Below are 17,258 nucleotides of genomic sequence, written 5' to 3' on the forward strand. Positions count from 1 at the left end.
CGCCGCCGCAGCCGTGATCGCCTTGGGCGGCGTCGGCGTCGGGGCCTACGTGGCGAACCAGAACGATCCCCTGAATCAGGTGCTGCAGGCCGGCGATGTGCGTCAGGCGACAGTTGACGTCATCGGCGGCGGAACGGCCACCGTGTCTGTCTCGAGCTCCAAGGACGCGATTGTCGTCAAGATGAACGACGTCCCGGCACCCCCGGCAGGCAAGGTCTACCAGATGTGGCTGATCCCCAAGGACGGCTCGGCCCCGGTGTCCCAGGGCCTGATGGACGCGGAAGCGTTGTCCAAGCCGGCCGTCGTCAAGGGCATCAGCACCGCCGCTGCGCTCGGCATCACGGTGGAACCGGCCGGGGGCTCGGCCTCGCCGACCATGCCGACCGTGGCCGCGGCCCCGCTGGGCGCCTAGCTAGCGACCGGACCGCGCACCAACAAAGCCGCGCAGGCCTTGACCCCTTCTGAAGGGTCAGGGCCTGCGCGGCTTGTGGTTAAGGCCGAAGTGGCGTCCTGGCCGGGCCCGGCTAGATGATGAGCGACAGCAGCATGATAAAGCCGAAGCTGACCACGGAGATCAGCGTCTCCATCACGGACCAGGTCTTGAAGGTCTGGCCGACGGTGAGCCCGAACAGCTCCTTGACCAGCCAGAACCCGGCGTCGTTCACATGCGAGAGGAACAGCGAGCCGGCGCCGATTGCGAGGGCCAGCAGTGCCGCGTGCGTCGGCGTGAGTGAGCTTGCCAGCGGCGCGACGATTCCGGCAGCCGTTACCGTCGCCACAGTGGCAGAGCCGGTGGCCAGGCGCAGCGCGACAGCCACGATGAAGCCCAGCAGGAGGACGGACATGTTGGTGCCCTCGGCCCATTTCTTGACGGAATCGCCGACGCCGGCGCCGATCAGGGTCTGCTTGAAGCCGCCGCCGGCGCCCACGATCAGCATGATTCCGGCGATCGGGCCCAGGCTTGCGCCGATCTTGGCGGTGATCTTGTTACCCGTGAACCCCACGGCGTAGCCGAAAGTGAAGATCGCGAGCAGCACGGCGAGGGTCATGGCGACCAGGGGCTGGCCGACGAAATCGAAGAATGTCCGGATCCACGGGGCGGTCGCGGCGTCGGGCCAGATGATGTCCACGATGGCTTTGAGGAGCATCAGCACCACCGGGAAAATGATGGTCAGCAGGGTCACGAGGAAGCTCGGCTGGCGTTTGACGCCTTCCATGTCCGCACCGTGCTGCGTGTCGATGCCGCCCGCGACGGCGGGGGCTCCTACGGGAACCCAGGTGGCGGCAAGCCGTGAGAACAGCGGGCCGCAGATGATGACCGTGGGGACGGCGACCAGGAGGCCCAGGGCCAGCGTGGTGCCGAGCTCGGCCTTGACGGCGCTGATCGCGATCAGCGGCCCCGGGTGCGGAGGCACGAGGCCGTGCAGCACGGAGAGACCGGCCAGCGCCGGGATGGCGATGCGCATCAACGGCATTTTGGAGCGCTGGGTGACCAGGACGATGACCGGCAGCAGCAGGACGAGCCCGATTTCGAAGAACATCGGGAGGCCGATGATGACCGCAACGAGCGTAATGGACCACACAATTTTTGTGCCTGCTTTTGTGCCAGCTCTTGTGCCTGCGGCCGTGCTCCCCATGGCCTTCGCCAGCAAGGTGTCCACCACCCGGTTGGCCCCGCCGGAGTCCGCCAGCAGCTTGCCGAGCATGGCGCCGAGGGCAATCAGCAGGCCGACTTCCTTCAGGACCCCACCTACTCCGTCCTCGAAGTTCTTGATGACCAGGGCCGGGTCCACGCCGGCGGCAAGGCCCACGAAGGCCGAGCCGAGAATGAGGGCGAGGAAGGGGTGGAGCTTGAACTTGGTGATCAGCACCACGATGAGTGCGATGCCGATGGCGGTGACCGCCATGAGACGGGTGTCGAAGCCGGTCCAGGCTTCGACGGCAGCCGGAAGCTGCATGGCGAAAAGGGAGTTCACAGGGTGTTCCTAGCTGGTATGGCGGGGGAAGAACGGGGCCGGCTACGGCTGGCCGGCGCGGCTCGCATCGAGATGGAGCCGGTCGATGATCTCCTGCGCCTCGTCGGAAGGGGCCAGGCTGACGCTCAGGGTGATGAAGTTTTCGTCCCCGGTGGGGGCTTCGAGCGCCTCGAACTGGGACTCCAGCAGGGCCGGGGGCATAAAGTGCCCGTGCCGGGATGCCAGCCGGTCGGAGATCCGGTCCTTGCTGCCGTCGAGGAACACGAACACCACGCCCTCGCCGCGCAGGACATCCCGGTATCGCTTCTTGAGCGCCGAACAGGTGACGACGCCGGGCGTACCGGACTCGCTGTGCTGCCGGATCCAACCGGCGATGCTTTCCAGCCACGGCCAGCGGTCGTCGTCGGTCAGCGGCTGGCCGGCGTGCATCTTCGCAACGTTCGACTGGGGATGCAGATCGTCGCCTTCGGCAAAATCCCAACCCAGCCGGCCGGCCAGCAGGCCCGCGACGGTTGACTTTCCTGATCCCGAGACGCCCATGATGACCAGTACGGGGTGCTGCGCAGTCTTCGCCATTAAAGCCTGCCTTCCTCAATTAAATATGATTTAAACAGAGGCCAGCATATGGGAGAGGACCGCAAGGGGCAACACTAAAACCCGGCGATGGTCCCCGGTCCGTTGACTGTGACGACGTGGAATGCCTCGGCGCTGCGACCTGCCGGGAGACCGCCGCGTTCCGCTGTCCGGAGCATGAGTCCCCGGACGGTCCGGTCCATGGCCTCGATGTCCGGGTGCTGGCTGACGTGGACATGGATGGCGGCGAGTTTGCCCTCGATGTGGTCCGTGACGTCGACGACGTGGTTTTCGCGTTCCTCCGGACCGGCGTAGAGCCAGAGCCACGGCAGCTTGTAGGCCGCCAGCCCCGCCTCGGCCAGCTCCGGATACGCAAACGGGTTTTCCAGCGCCGGATACACCGCCCGGGTCACTGCCTCCCCCACCGCCAGATGGTCGGGATGGCTCTTCTGAATCCGGTTCCAGTTCCGTTCCGGGTGCATTGCGAGCACGACGTCGGGCCGAAGCTGCCGGATCAGCCGAACCACCTCCCGGATGACCTCATGCGAGGGTTCAAGGTAGCCGTCACGCTGGTGGAGGTAGTAGATGTCGGTGACGCCGACGAGTGCGGCGGCGCGCTGCTGTTCCTCCGTCCGCAGCCGGACGATCTCGTCCCGCTGCCCGGGGTCGAAGCCGCCCGCGTCGCCGTCGGTCATGATGCAGTAGCTGACCTGCACCCCGGCGGCGGTCCAGGCCGCGATCGTGCCGGCGGCACCGAAGTCGATGTCGTCCGGGTGCGCGGCGAAACAAAGCACCCGTTTGATCCGGTGCTGGTTCGGATCCAACGGGCTGTGCGCCTGCGCGGCGAGGGTGCTCACGAGGTCAGCCCCGCCGCTTCTTGATTTCCTCGGTGGCCTGCGGGAGGACCTGGAAAAGGTCTCCCACGATGCCGAAATCGGCGATCTCGAAGATGGGCGATTCCGCGTCCTTGTTCACGGCCACGATCACTGTGGCCGTCTGCATGCCGGCCTTCTGCTGGATGGCCCCGGAGATGCCTGCGGAGATGTACAGCTGGGGTGAAACGGTCTTGCCGGTCTGGCCGATCTGTGCGTCGTGGCCGATCCAGCCCGCGTCCGTTGCGGCGCGGGACGCGCCGATGGCAGCACCGAGGGCATCGGCCAGGTCTTCGACCGGGCCAAAGTTGCCGTCAACGCCGCGGCCGCCGGCCACAACAATCCGCGCCTCGGCGAGGTCCGGACGGCCGCTGGCGGCCTTCTCGTTGCGGGCTGTAATCCTGGCCGAAGCCGCGGTGGCAGTCTCGGGCATCTCGACGATCACGGTGGCCGGCGCCGTGCCGGTGACGGCGGGCTCCGGCGTGATGCTGTTGGCCTTGACGGTCAGGACAGCGACAGGCGTCGTAGCCTTCGCTGTGGTGATGTAGGAACCGGCCAGCACGGACTTGTGCGCGGTTCCGTCCGGGTCCACGGCGACGACGTCGGTGATGACGCCGGCGCCGAGCTTGATGCCGAGCCTGGCAGCGATTTCCCTGGCTTCCGCCGAGTTCTCGGTCAGGACGACGGTGGCACCGGCGGTCTGCACCGCGGCGGCCAGGTAGGAGGCCTTGGGGCCGACGAGGTAGTCATCGAGGTCCGCCGCGGACGGCCGGTACAGCGTTTGGGCGCCATAGGCACCCAGGGTTGCTGCGGCGTCGTCGTGGAGATCGCCGTTGAGGGCGACCGCCGGTTCCCCCAGGGACCGGGCAATGGTGAGCAGCTCCAGGCTGGACTTCTTCAGGGCCTGGCCGGGGTTGTCAATGAATACGAGTACTTTTGCCATGTCTGGGAATCCCCTTAGAGCAGCTTCTGGGCGGCCAGGAACTCAACCAGCTTGATGCCGGCGTCGCCCTCGTCGGTGATGATGGTGCCGGCGGTGCGCGCCGGGCGTGCCTCGGCGGATTCGACGGCGGTCCAGGAACCGGACCGTCCGACGTGCGCCGGGTCGACGCCGATGTCGGCAAGGGTCAGCGTGGTGATGGTCTTCTTTTTGGCCGCCATGATGCCCTTGAAATTCGGGTACCGGGGGTCATTGATCTGGTCCGTGACCGAGACGACGGCGGGCAGCGTTGCCTCGACGGTGTCGGCGTGGGCATCGCCGTCGCGGCGGGCCGTGAGCGTGGCGCCGTCTAGTTCCAGGGAGGACGCGAAGGTGACCTGCGGCAGGTCCAGGCGTTCCGCGAGCTGGGCCGGGACCAGGGAGGTCTCGCCGTCGGTGGAGGCCATGCCGGTGAGGATAAGATCCGCCGGGGTGTCCGCGCCGAGGTGGCGGATGGCCGCGGCCAGTGCCAGCGAGGTGGCGGCGGCGTCGGAACCTGCCAGTGCGTCGTCGCTGAGGTGGACGCCCTCGCTGGCACCAATCTGCAGGGACTTCTTCACCGCGTTGACGGCACCGGCAGGACCCATGCTCAGGGCGATGACCTTGTTCCCGGCTGCTTCCCCGCCGCGGGCCTCGATCAGCTGGAGTGCGGCTTCGAGGGCGTACTCATCCAGTTCTGACAGGATGCTCTCGGAGCGGTCTGTTGTGTTGCCCTCGCCGGTGAGGTGTCGGTCGAACTGTGCGTCCGGGACGTGCTTGACCAGCACGATGATCTTCAATGTCTCTTCCACTGTGTCTACAGCAGCCTTCCATGCGATGGACAGCCAGCCGGGTGGGGTCGTGGCCACGGAACGCCCGGGGTGCCGGGTTGCTCCTAGCTAACCATATCGGCGAGCGCGGGCGCGGCCCGGTTAAGGCCTGTGTCAGGCTCCACAGTGCACAGATAAAGCCGGGCGGCACCTCACGGTGCTGCCCGGCCTGCGCGGCGGAACCCTATGTGCTGTTCCCGCTGCCGTGCTGCTCTTACTGCTCGGCGGCCGCCCCGAGAGTCACGTCGAGCTGCTGTTCCTTGCCGCCGCGGAGGACGGTGACCTTGACCGAGGCCCCGGCGGGCTGCTCGCGCACGGCGGCAGTCAGCTGGTTCGGATCGCTGATGGTGAGATCCTGGAACCTGGTTACGACGTCACCGACCTTGATCCCGGCCTTGTCTGCAGCGGAACCAGCCTCAACTGTTGCGACCTCTGCCCCGACGGAGAACCCGGAGGCCGAGGAACTCGCGGTCTTCTGCTTAACGCTCACGCCGAACTGGCCGTGCGTGGCCTTGCCACTGCTGATGATCTCCTGCGCGACGCGCTTGGCGTGGTTGATCGGGATGCTGAAGCCAACGCCGATGTTGCCGCTGCTCGAAGCGCCGCCGCCGGCCGAAGCGATGGCGACGTTGACGCCGATGATCTCACCCTTGGTGTTGACCAGGGCGCCGCCGGAGTTGCCCGGGTTGATGGCGGCATCTGTCTGGATCACGTTGATCGCGATGCTTCCCTGGTTGGTGGTGGCCTGTCCCTGCCCGCCGTCCGGCGGGGCAAACTGGAAGCCCTGGTCGCCGCCCTGGGAGTTGTCCGCGCCTTCCTTCGGAGCCGCCGAGGAGGCAACACTAATGGTGCGGTTCAGCGTCGACACGATGCCGTCAGTCACGGTGCCCGTGAGGCCGAGGGGCGAGCCGATCGCGACAGCGGTATCGCCGACGTTCAGCTTTCCGGAGTCTCCCAGGACTGCCGGAACCAGCCCGGAGGCGTTCTGGATCTGCACGACGGCGAGGTCGGACAGCGGGTCCGTGCCGACGATCTTGGCACTGTAGACCTTGCCGTCACTCAGGCGGACTTCGATCGCGGCGTTGGCCGCCGTGCCGTCGAGGGTGACGACGTGTGTGTTCGTGAGGACATGGCCTTCAGTGTCCAGAATGATGCCGGAGCCGGTGCCGCCCTCACTGCCGCTTGTTGCCTTGATGGTCACAACGCTTGGCGTGGCCTTCACTGCGGCCGCGGTGATGGCGTTTACATCTTCCCTGTTGTTCACGATGACAGGGCCGGCCTGGCTGCTGCTGCTGGATCCCGCGGACGTGAGGTCCCGGCCGCCCAGCAGCTGCGTGGTCCCTGCGACCACACCGCCGCCGACGAGGCCGGCGGCGAGGATGCTGGCCACGAGGGTGGGGACTCCGAACGCCGCCTTGCGTTTCGGGGCGTGGGCGGGGTTGGACGCATAGGGCGAACCGGGCTGGTTGCCGCCATAGCCGCCATGTTGCGGCTGGCCGTAGAAAGCCTGCCCGTGCTGGCCGTTCCCCTGCTGGCTCGGCGCTTGCTGGGCCTGGCCGTAGGCGGAGGTGCCGGTTGCCTGGCTGAACCCGGGGTTGTGCTGCGGGTTGGGCTGGCCCGGCATATGGCCCTGCTGACCATGTGCCTGGGGCGTGCCGAACTGCTGCGTTTCCGGCGCCGGGGGGCGGCCATAGGACGGCTGGTGCTGCGGGTAGACCGGCTGCGGGGAGTTGTCCGCGGCCCGGTCCAGCCGGAGGGTCGGGTTCTCGTGCGTTGAGTCCGGCGCGGGGGCAGCCTGCGGGTGCCCTGAAGTGCCCTCGTTCGGCGTGGCCGGCTCCCGGTTCTCTGGTGACGCGCCCTGCGCTGGGTTCTCAGTCATAAGACTTCCTTTCATCCTCGTCTGCATTAACTATGGACGATCTCACTGATACTAGAGCGCACGTTTGCTGGGAGGTTGCTGAACGCCCGGAGCGGGCAGCCCGCCGGGTCTTGCAGCGGCTGCTTTCAACGGTTCAGCGCTTTTCGCTGGTGGCATATTCCCCTCGGTGGACGGCCTTTTTAGTGCACCATAGAATCAAATGGAATTGCCACAGCGACCTGCGGCTTTACATCTGCGTGGGGGCGCTGCTGCATTCTGTGACGACCGGTTCGGCCCGAACTGGTCGCAGAAGTGCTGAAGGGTTGCACATGCGGTCTACCTATAAACGTCTCCTCGCCGTTCTTGGCGTCGCCGGACTGCTGGCGTTTCCTGCCGCTCCGGCCCTCGCCGAAGATCCGGTGGCCATACCGTCCGGTCAAAACATCGTTGACAGCGGCAACGTCCTCGGAAGCCGCAAGGGCGAGGTCCAGGACGCCATCCAGAAGCTGCTCAAGGACCACAAGTACAACCTCTATGTGATCACCGCGAAGACTTTCGAGAACCCTACGGACCCGAAAGGCTGGGCCCAGGCCGTAGCCACCAACAAGGGCATGGGCAAGGCCGACGTGATCCTCACGATGTCCGACGACGGCAAATACTACTTCTCGCCCAACTCGGCCAGCGCCATCTATCCCAAGACAAGCAACATCACCCAGAACGCCATCGTGCCCAACCTCGCAGGCGGGAAGCGGGACTTTGCCCAGGCGGCCATCGACACCGCCATTGCCGTGGGCGACGCCGCCGGGGGCGGAAGCGGCTCGGTTTCCTCGGGTGACGGCGCCGGCAACGCCGTGCTCGTCGGTGTGGGTGTTGTCGCGGCAGGCGGCGCGGGGGCGTACCTCTACCTCCGCAACCGGCGGAAGAAGGCGGCCGCAGGAGCCGGCGCGGGCGCTGGCCCGCAGGGCGCCGAGCTGGATCCGCTGGCTGGGCTCACCGTGGAGGAATTGCGCCGCAAGAGCGGCTCGCTCCTGATCGAGGCCGACGACGCCATCAAGTCCAGCGAGCAGGAGCTTGGCTTCGCCCAGGCACAGTACGGCGACGCCGCCGTCGGGAACTTCACGAAGGCGTTGCAGGACGCCAAGGGCCACATGTCGGAGTCCTTCAAGCTGCAGCAGCAGCTCGATGACCACATTCCCGACACCGAAGAGCAGCAGCGGACCTGGCTCGGTGAGATCATCCGCCGTTCCGAGGCCGCGCTTTCCTCCCTCCAGGAACAGAAGGCCGACTTCGATTCGTTGCGCGAACTGGAGAAGAACGCCCCGCAAGCGCTGGCCGCGGTCAGCGCCGGGGCGAGCGAGGCGGAAGCCAAGATCGTTAGCGCCGAGCAGTCGCTCTCCGAGCTGCGCGCCAAGTATGCCGAGAGTGCCCTCGTGCAGGTCGGCGACAACATCAACCAGGCCAAGGAACGGCTTGCCTTCGTGCAGAACGCCTCCGTCACGGCCCGGGAGAAGCTCAGCGCCGGCGAAGGAAGCCTGGCCGCCGTCGCCGTGCGGGCGGCAGAGGAAAGCCTGCACCAGACCAACGTGCTGATCGGCGCCATCACAAAGGTCGCCGGGAACCTCGATGAGGCGCGCAGCGGCCTTGAGTCCGCCGTCGTCGACACCTCCCAGGACCTGGCCCAGGCCAGGGCCATGATCCAGTCCGGGGCGCATCCCGAACTTGCCGGACCGGTGGCCGCGGTGGAGGCCGCACTGGCACAGGTCAAGGCCGAAATCCAGGGCGGCAAGATCGATCCGATCGCCACCCTGGAACGGGTCGAGACGGCGCACCAGTCGCTGGATGCGTCCCTCTCGGGCATCCGGGACCAGCAGGAGCAGGCCCGCCGTGCAGAGGCGTCGCTGCAGCAAAGCATCATGTCCGCGCAGGCGCAGATCAGCGCAACCTCGGACTACATCACCGCCCGCCGCGGCGGCGTGGGCACCGAGGCCCGGACGCGCTTGGCTGAGGCGCAGCGGAACCTGGACTACGCGCTGTCCATCTCGCGCACCGATCCCGTCACCGCCCTGCAGTACGCCCAGCAGGCGCACGCACTGGCGGCGCAGGCGGCGCAACTGGCCCAGTCCGACGTCGACCACTTCGGCGGCTACGCCAACCAGGGCTACGGCCGGGGCGGAATGTTCGGCGGCGGAGGCGGTGGCGGCCTTGGCGGCGCCATCCTGGGCGGCATCCTGATCAACTCCATCCTGCACGGAGGCGGCGGAGGCGGCGGCTGGGGCGGCGGCGGAGATTCCGGCGGAGGCTGGGGCGGCGGAGACTTCGGCGGAGGTGGCGGAGGGGACTTCGGCGGCGGGGACGCAGGCAGCTTCTAACCGGCCACAGGACTGGCAGGAGCGCAGACCACACAGACTAGGCGCCGGCGGGAACACTCCCGGCCGGCGGATAGAAGCGGTACATTTCACTGTTCACCGAAATTCAGTGGGAACCACTGAGCAGGACGAAAGGTAACACCATGAAGCAGTCCATTTTCGGCCGCATGGCGCAGCTGGCGAAGGCCAACATCAATTCCCTGCTGGACCAGGCCGAGGACCCGCAGAAGATGCTGGACCAGATGGTCCGGGACTACACCAACAACATCGCCGAGGCCGAGTCCGCCGTCGCCCAGACCATCGGCAACCTGCGGATGCTCCAGGACGACTACAACGAGGACATCAAGAACGCCCAGGACTGGGGCAAGAAGGCCCTCGCCGCGTCCCGCAAGGCTGATGAGTACCGGGCCAAGGGCGACACCGTCGACGCCGAGAAGTTCGACAACCTCGCCAAGGTCGCGCTGCAGCGCCAGATGTCCGCGGAAAACGAGGCAAAGTCCGCCGAGCCGAGCATCGCGTCCCAGACCGAGGTTGTTGACAAGCTCAAGCATGGCCTGGACCAGATGAAGGGCAAGCTCAACGAGCTCACCAGCAAGCGCAACGAGCTGGTGGCGCGCTCCAAGACCGCCGCGGCACAGACCCAGGTCCACGACGCCCTGAAGAGCATCGACTTTATGGATCCCACGTCCGAGGTGGGCCGCTTCGAAGAGAAGATCCGTCGCGAAGAAGCCAAGGTCCGCGGCCATCAGGAACTCGCCGCCTCAAGCCTCGACGCCCAGTTCAACTCGCTGGAGGACCTGGGCGAGCAGACCGAGATCGAGGCCCGGCTCGCCGCGCTGAAGTCCGGCGGCGCCCCCGCCGCCATCGGCGCCGGCGAAGGCCGCCCCGCGGGTTCCACCGTCGACGAAGCTGACTTCGACAAGCTGTAAGCACCCGCGCCGGTTTCCGCCGGCAGCTGTGACACCCGTTCGGCAGAGGCCGGGCCCGGATCGTCTGCGGACGGTCGGCGGGTCCGGCCTTTGCTGTGCGGGGCCTTAGCTGAGCGGGGCCACGGTGAGGATGCGGCGCAGCCCGCGTGTAGCGTTGATCCATGTCTTCGGGAACCCTTTCTTCGACCCTTGTCTGGCTCCGCGATGACCTCCGGCTGGACGACAATCCGGCCCTGAGCGAAGCGGTCTCGCTGGGACAGCCGCTGACCGTGGTGTATGTCCTCGACGAGTCCTCCCCCGGGGTGCGGCCCCTCGGCGCCGCGGCCAAATGGTGGCTGCACCATTCTCTGGCAGATCTTGCCGCCGGGCTTGAGGCCATAGGGTCACGCCTCGTGCTGCGCCGCGGCCCCGCCGCGGACATTATCCGGGACCTGGCCCGGGAAACCGGCGCCTCGGTGCTGCTCTGGAACCGCCGCTACGGCGGCCCGGAACGCGAGGTGGACGCCGGGGTCAAGGCCTGGGCCGCGGAGCAGGGCCTCAAGGCTGCCAGCTTCCAGGCGAACCTGATGTTTGAACCGTGGACCGTGCGCACTGGGGCGGGCGGGCCTTACAAGGTCTTCACGCCCTTCTGGCGCGCCTGCCTGGATGCTCCCGAGCCCCGGCTGCCCCTGGACGCTCCGGAGCGCCTCCCTGCCCCGGCAGCGGGCGCGGACGGAAAGCTTCCGGACAGCGACCCGCTCGACAGCTGGGGCCTGCTCCCCCGCAGGCCGGACTGGAGCGCCGGGCTCGCCGGCACCTGGCAGCCCGGGGAAGCCGGGGCCCAGGAACGGCTGGAGGACTTCCTCGACGGTCCGGTGGAGGAATACGGCACCGGCCGGAACGTCCCCGGCGTCGAGGGCACCAGCCGGCTCTCAGCGCATCTGCGGTTCGGCGAAATCAGCCCTTTCCGGGTCTGGCACGGACTGCGTGAACGCTTTGGCCCTGCAGCGCCGGCCGACGTCGGGATCTTCCGTTCCGAACTCGGCTGGCGGGAATTCTGCTGGCAGCTGCTCTACGAGAACCCGGAACTGGCCACCCGGAACTTCCGGCCCGAGTTTGACCGTTTCGACTGGCAGACGCCCTCCGACGCCGAGCTCGCGGCCTGGCAGCAGGGCAACACCGGCTATCCCCTCGTCGACGCGGGAATGCGCCAGCTCTGGCAGACCGGCTGGATGCACAACCGCGTCCGGATGGCGGCCGCAAGTTTCCTGGTCAAGAACCTGCTGGCCGACTGGCGGCTCGGCGAGGCCTGGTTCTGGGACACCCTGGTGGACGCCGATGCCGCCAGCAATCCGGCGAACTGGCAGTGGGTGGCCGGATCCGGGGCCGACGCCTCGCCATACTTCCGGATCTTCAACCCCGTCACCCAGAGCAAGAAGTTCGACGCCGGCGCGCGCTACCTGCGCGAATATCTCCCGGAGCTGTCCGGACTGGACGACAAATCGATCCACGAGCCGTGGAAGGCCGGCGGTTCGGCCACGGGTTACCCGGAACCGGTCGTCGGGCTGCCGGAGTCCCGTGCCCGGGCGCTGGAGACCTACCAGCGGCTCAAGGACGGCTAAGGCCGGTGCTGCCCCGTCCAGGTCAACCGGGACGGGGCAGCACGCCAGGGGCCTGAGGCCAGGCGCATCGGGGCAAGAAGAAGGACCCGGATCAACAGATCCGGGTCCTTCCTTTTGTTCTTCAGTTGCGGGGACAGGATTTGAACCTGTGACCTCTGGGTTATGAGCCCAGCGAGCTACCGAACTGCTCCACCCCGCGTCGCAAGATCAACTCTACCTGCCGGTGAACTTGAGGCCAAATCGAGGTGGCGTGATGTGCGTCTCCCGAGACCGGGGCATGACGCGCCCCGTGGATTGGCGGGAGCGGAAAAGGCCGGGTTCACGCTCCAGAGGAGCGCGAACCCGGCCTTGGACCGTGTATCAGTCAGCCTGCTTCAGTTGGCCGTGCGTCAGCTGCTCGGCGTCGGCGCGGGGGTTGCGGCCGGCGTTGTGGTTTCCGGCGCCGGGGTGGCCGTCGGTGCTGGAACCGGCGTCGCCGCGATCTTGGCCTCGGCGTCAATCGCTCGCTGCAGTGCCGCGGAGAGCTTCTTCTGCTGTTCACCGTAGGCTGCGAAGTCGCCCTTGGCGAGGGCGTCCTGGCCGGCCCTGATGGCGGCGTTCGCCTCGTTCAGGGCAGCTTTCAGCTCTGCCTTGGCGTCTGTGCTGCCCGGCGCGGGCGTAGTGCCGCCAGGCGCCGGCGTCGCGGGTGTCTGCCCGTTGTTGGCCGAATCGCCGGCACTGGCTCCCGACTCACCGCCGAACAACTGGTTCAGGGCCTCATCCAGGGTCGGTGCGAAACCGATCTTGTCACCAAACGCCACCAGAACGCGCTGCAGTGTGGGGTACGAGGTCTCCCCCGTGGAGCGCAGGTAGACGGGCTGCACGTAGACCATGCCCCCACCGACAGGCAGTGTCAGCAGGTTGCCGTTGAGGACCGCCGAAGCACCCTGGCGCAGCAGGTTCAGGGCCTGCGACACCGTGGGATCAGAGTTGAACTTGTTCTGGGCCTGGCCGGGGCCGGGGACATTGGCTTCCGGCGGGATCTGAAGGAGCCTGAGCTGGCCGTAGCTCTCTGCCTTCACTCCCTTCTGGTTTCCCGCGTCGGAGTCCGCGGCCAGGAAGCCGTACAGCACGTTGCGGGCGTTGCCGTTGACCACCTGCGGAATAAAGGAGGACGTCAGCTGGAAGGCCGGTTTGTCCTGGTCGGGCATCTTCAAGGACATGTAGTACGGCGGTTGCTTGACGTCGTCCTGGACGGTCGGATCGTTCGGGACGCTCCAGGCGTCATTGTTGGTGTAGAAGTTGTCCGCCTGGGTGACGTGGTAACGGCCCAGGAGTTCCCGCTGGACCTTGAAGAGGTCTTCCGGGTACCGGACGTGGCTCATGAGCGCCCCGGACATTTCCGAGAACGGCTTCAGCGAGGACGGGAAGATGTTCTGCCACGCCTTCAGGACCGGGTCCTGGTCGTCCCAGGCATACAGCGTTACCTTTCCGTCGTAGGCATCCACGGTGGCCTTGACCGAGTTGCGGATGTAGTTGACCGAGGTGTTCGGCAGGGAGGCTGTCCGCCCGGAGGTGGTCTGGGAGTCCGCGGTGGCCGCGGAGAGCTGTTCCTGCTGGGAGTAGGGGTAGTACTGGCTGGTGGTGTAGCCGTCCACGATCCACTTCACCCGGCCGTCCACGACCGCGGGGTAGGCGTTGCCGTCCACTGTCAGGTACGGGGCAACCTTTTCGACGCGGTCCCGGGGATTACGGTCGTACAGGATCTGGGACTCGGGGTTGACGCCGTCAGAAAGCAGCAGGTCCGAGGACTGGAACTTGATCGCGTAGAGCACCTTGTTGAAGAAGCTGCCCACGTTCGGGCCGCCGTCGCCAGTGAAGGTGTACTGCGTTTCGCCATCGCCTTCCTTGGCGGCTGGCCGGTCCTGCTCGCGGTGCTGGGAGCCCTCGGGGGCGCCGACCACTGAGTAGTCGGGCGAGTTCTCGCCGAAGTAGACCCGCGGCTGGTAGGTCGAGTCATCGCCGAGCACGCCGGTGGACGGGATGCCGGACTGCAGGAAATCGGGCTTGCCGTCGACGGTAAATTTGTTGCCCTTCGCGGCGACGACTCCGTAGCCGTGGGTGTAGACGACGTGGCGGTTCAGCCATGACTGCTGGTTGGCGCTCAGCCCGTCCGGGTTCAGCTCGCGGACCGCAATGACGGTGTCCTGGATCTTCCCGTCGATCTCGTAGCGGTCCACGTTCAGGGCGCTCGGGAACTGGTAGTAGGGCCGGTACTGCTCGAGCTGCGAGAACGCGTCCGAGATCAGGTTGGGGTCCAGCAGCCGGATGTTGGCCGTGGTCTGCGCGTCGGGAGCCAGGGCGCCGGTGGTGGCGTTGGTGGTGGCGTTGTACCGCGTCTCCTGGATCTTATCCAGGCCATAGGCCGAGCGGGTGAGGCTGATGTTGCGCTCGATGAACTTCTTCTCGAGCGTCTGCTCCGAGGGCCGGACCTGGAACTGCTGGATCACCCAGGGGTAGACGCCGCCGGCCAGGATCGAGGTGATAACGAGCATGGCGGTACCGATCACAGGCAGCCGCCACTTGCCGATCACGGCAGCGACGATGAACAGGACTGCGACGAGGGCCGCGGCCACGGCCAGGATGGATTTGGTCGGGATGACGGCGTTGACGTCCGTGTACAGCGCGCCGGCCCAGCGGCCGCCGCTGTTCTGCACGGAGCTGTAGCGGTCCAGCCAGAAGTTGACGCCCAGCAGCAGCAGGAAAGCTGCACCGGAGACGGCGAGATGGATCTGCGCTGCGCGGCTGGTGAAGATGCCGCGTTCCATGATCCGGATGCTGCCGTAAAGGTAATGGGTCAGGATACCGGCGATGCCGGCAACGATGACGACGCTGATCAGGAATCCGGTCACGAAGCCCAGAAACGGCAGGGTCATCAGGTAGAAGCTGATGTCGAGCCCGAACTGAGGATCGTTCTGGCCAAAGGGTTCCTGGTTCAGGAACAGGAGCACCTTCTGCCACTGGCTGGCCGCGGCGCTTCCGGCGAACAGTCCGAAGAGGACGGGCAGGCCGATCATGACGACGCGGCGGATCGGTTCAAGCTGGACCTGGTAGCGGTTCAGGTTGTCCCGGATCTCGGAGTCCGGCGCGTACACGGGGCGGGCATGGTAGGCGATCCGGATGGCGAAGAAGACGGCGGAGAACATCAACGCGAAGCCAACCAGGAAGATGACGATGCGTGCCAGATTCTCGGTCAGGAAAACTTCGAAGAAGCCCAGCTGCTGGTACCACAGGACGTCCGTCCAGACATTGGCGAAGAATATGAAGCCGACCACGATCAAGGCCACAACAATTAACGTCGGCGTCAGTGCGCCTCGTCGTTGCTGGGGTCTTCCGGGTGGGACTGTGCTGGCTGGACGGGACAAACTCGGTACCTCATAGCTGGTCGACAGTTACTGGTTTTTAGTTATCAGTGCGGCGCTTCGTTGCCGGAACTCAGTTGCTGCCTTGAAGCGGCCATCGGCCCCACCCCCCACTGGGCGGCGAAGCCGTCATAGGTGCCACGAGTGGCGGCGAATCTTAGTTCCGCGGCCAGTCTAGTTGCTGGAACAAACCGGAAGCCCCGATGTGTCGGCCCCTGACGCGGCAAGTTCGACCGCTTTACGTGCATCGGCCAGATTCTCGACCCGAACCACCTGCAATCCGTCCGGGATATGCCCGACGACGTCGTCGCAATTGGCGGCCGGCGCGAGGAACAGGGTGGCACCGCCGGACCGCGCGCCGTGCATCTTCTGGCTGATCCCGCCAATCGGGCCGACCGCGCCGTCGGGGGTAATGGTTCCGGTACCTGCGACGTGCTTCCCGCCGGTCAGGTCGCCGGGGGTGACGGTGTCCATGATGCCCAAGGCGAACATCATCCCGGCGCTGGGACCGCCGACCTTGTCCAGGGAAATCTTGACGTCGAAGGGGAACTTGAATTTGTACTGCAGCATGACCCCGAGGATGAACCGGCCTGCGGAGGTCTTGGACGGAGTGATGCTGGCCGTCACGTTGCTGCCGTCACGGTCGACGGCGACATCCACCGGCGCGCCGTTGCCGGCCGCCAGCTCGGACTGGACGACGCTCAGCGCCGTCGCCGGCTTGCCGTTGACGGACACGATCACGTCGTTGTCCTGGAGCTTGCCCGCGGAGGCCGAGCCATCCGGGATTGCCGCGACCTGCATCTTCTGTTCGAACGCGATGCCCAGTTCCTTCAGGGCTGCGGCGACGGCGTTCTCCTGCGAGGTGGTCATCGCGACGGCGCTTTCCTGCTGGGACTGTTCCTTCGTCACACCGGTGGGGAAGATGAGTTCCTCCGGGTAGACGGCTTTGGCGCCGTTGAGCCAGGCAGAAAACGCCTCGACGACGGTCACCGGCCCGTTGGGGCCGCCGTCGACGTAGACGGTGGTCAGGTCCAGGTTGCCTTTCGCGGGAAACGTCTCGTGGCCGGTCACGCTGATAACGGGTGTGCCGTTGTCCTTGCCCAGGGTGTTGAACGTCGGACCGGGTGATTCGACGACGTACGGGACGGGCAGGCTCACGGCGGTGACGCCGAGCGCCAGGGCCAGCAGACCTGAGACGAGCATGGCTGAGGACCGTTTGTCCCGCTTCCGGCCCGAACCGGATCCGGGGAGGAGGGAACGTCGGCCCCGGGACTGCCCGGCCGCCTGCCCGCTGGCGGGCTGGTCACCCTGCGTAATCGTCAATGAAGGACCTCTCCGTGCCGGCGCCCGGGGATCCTGCGGACCCCTGATCAGCGCACCGCGTCCGCGGCCTGCGCCGCGGCTTCCGCCTGCCAATATTCCAGTTTCCAACACTACGCGCTCGGCTGCCGGCTGGGCTCTTTGCCGACAGCGAACGTGGCGGGGTTTCAGCAGACAGCCCGCTGGCTGCGGGGTACCGTGAACGTGAGAAGCAGCCACACCGACGATCGGCGGGATCATGACCTCCAACCCACTTAATCCGTCCAATGGCGACGAGGAACCCAAGGATCCGCTGGCAGAAATGCTGAAGAACCTGATGGGCGGCCAGGGCCTGGGGAACATCGACCCCGCGGAACTGGCGAAGGCCGCGGGCCTTCCGGATGACCCCAACCTCCTCGCCCAGATGTTCTCCCAGGTCCAGGCCATGATGAGCGCCTCCTCGGAGGGCCCCGTCAACTGGCAGCTGGCCCATGAAAACGCCCGGCGCGTGGCCGCAAGCGGCTCCGACCCGTCCGTCACGGCGCAGCAGTCCCGCGAGGTCGATGAGGCGCTGCGGCTCGCCGAGCTGTGGCTT

Annotated in this window: 12 protein-coding genes, 1 tRNA gene and 1 pseudogene (2 of these 14 running past the window's edge); 5 read left to right on the plus strand and 9 right to left on the minus strand. The window is 66.7% G+C overall.

What is annotated here, in order from left to right; translation table 11 throughout:
- Nucleotides 1-412: pseudogene (locus K789_RS0110545) on the plus strand (anti-sigma factor domain-containing protein) (it extends 473 nt beyond the left edge of the window).
- 112 nt (nt 413-524) lie between these two features.
- On the opposite strand, the gene K789_RS0110550 reads toward K789_RS0110545, so the two are convergent.
- The 6 genes from K789_RS0110550 to K789_RS0110575 all read right to left on the minus strand — a co-directional run bounded on the left by K789_RS0110550 (nt 525) and on the right by K789_RS0110575 (nt 7,088).
- Nucleotides 525-1,958, minus strand: coding sequence for a gluconate:H+ symporter (locus K789_RS0110550; RefSeq protein ID WP_024366727.1), 1,434 nt, complete (start codon nt 1,956-1,958; stop codon nt 525-527).
- A 60-nt stretch (nt 1,959-2,018) separates the two neighbouring features.
- Nucleotides 2,019-2,552, minus strand: a complete 534-nt coding sequence (locus tag K789_RS0110555) for a gluconokinase (RefSeq protein WP_024366728.1) — start codon at nt 2,550-2,552, stop codon at nt 2,019-2,021.
- Nucleotides 2,553-2,626: 74 nt separating this feature from the next.
- On the minus strand, nt 2,627-3,406 hold the full coding sequence (locus K789_RS0110560) for a PIG-L deacetylase family protein (protein ID WP_024366729.1): 780 nt from the start codon (nt 3,404-3,406) through the stop codon (nt 2,627-2,629).
- Between the two features lie 4 nt (nt 3,407-3,410).
- Nucleotides 3,411-4,364, minus strand: a complete 954-nt coding sequence (locus tag K789_RS0110565) for an electron transfer flavoprotein subunit alpha/FixB family protein (RefSeq protein WP_024366730.1) — start codon at nt 4,362-4,364, stop codon at nt 3,411-3,413.
- Between the two features lie 14 nt (nt 4,365-4,378).
- A complete protein-coding gene (locus K789_RS0110570) occupies nt 4,379-5,179 on the minus strand; it encodes an electron transfer flavoprotein subunit beta/FixA family protein (protein WP_024366731.1) in 801 nt (266 codons plus the stop codon).
- Between the two features lie 244 nt (nt 5,180-5,423).
- Nucleotides 5,424-7,088 (minus strand): S1C family serine protease, encoded by a 1,665-nt coding sequence (locus K789_RS0110575; RefSeq protein WP_024366732.1) that lies wholly within the window; start codon nt 7,086-7,088, stop codon nt 5,424-5,426.
- Between the two features lie 308 nt (nt 7,089-7,396).
- Between K789_RS0110575 and K789_RS0110580 the strand changes: the two genes are divergently transcribed.
- From K789_RS0110580 to K789_RS0110590, 3 genes are all read left to right on the plus strand, one after another.
- Entirely contained in the window at nt 7,397-9,436 is a 2,040-nt protein-coding gene (locus tag K789_RS0110580; protein ID WP_024366733.1) for a TPM domain-containing protein, read from the plus strand.
- A gap of 140 nt (nt 9,437-9,576) precedes the next feature.
- Nucleotides 9,577-10,362, plus strand: coding sequence for a PspA/IM30 family protein (locus tag K789_RS0110585; protein WP_024366734.1), 786 nt, complete (start codon nt 9,577-9,579; stop codon nt 10,360-10,362).
- A gap of 161 nt (nt 10,363-10,523) precedes the next feature.
- Nucleotides 10,524-11,963: a cryptochrome/photolyase family protein gene (locus tag K789_RS0110590; RefSeq protein WP_024366735.1), complete on the plus strand. Its 1,440-nt coding sequence runs from the start codon at nt 10,524-10,526 to the stop codon at nt 11,961-11,963.
- A 125-nt stretch (nt 11,964-12,088) separates the two neighbouring features.
- Here the strand turns inward: K789_RS0110590 and K789_RS0110595 are convergent.
- The 3 genes from K789_RS0110595 to K789_RS0110605 all read right to left on the minus strand — a co-directional run bounded on the left by K789_RS0110595 (nt 12,089) and on the right by K789_RS0110605 (nt 16,687).
- Nucleotides 12,089-12,162, minus strand: a tRNA-Met gene (locus K789_RS0110595).
- 190 nt (nt 12,163-12,352) lie between these two features.
- Nucleotides 12,353-15,367 carry a UPF0182 family protein gene (locus K789_RS0110600; protein ID WP_024366736.1) on the minus strand — a complete coding sequence of 1,005 codons (3,015 nt, stop codon included), beginning with the start codon at nt 15,365-15,367 and terminating at the stop codon, nt 12,353-12,355.
- Between the two features lie 171 nt (nt 15,368-15,538).
- On the minus strand, nt 15,539-16,687 hold the full coding sequence (locus K789_RS0110605; protein WP_024366737.1) for a S16 family serine protease: 1,149 nt from the start codon (nt 16,685-16,687) through the stop codon (nt 15,539-15,541).
- Nucleotides 16,688-16,922: 235 nt separating this feature from the next.
- On the opposite strand from K789_RS0110605, the gene K789_RS0110610 reads away from it, so the two are divergent.
- Nucleotides 16,923-17,258, plus strand: the 5' portion of a protein-coding gene (locus K789_RS0110610) for a zinc-dependent metalloprotease (protein ID WP_024366738.1). 1,128 nt of this gene lie beyond the right edge of the window; the window shows 336 of its 1,464 coding nt (coding positions 1-336); the start codon lies at nt 16,923-16,925; its stop codon lies off the right edge, out of view.

This window comes from Arthrobacter sp. TB 26 (assembly GCF_000427315.1).
In the GTDB taxonomy this organism is placed as follows: domain Bacteria; phylum Actinomycetota; class Actinomycetes; order Actinomycetales; family Micrococcaceae; genus Arthrobacter.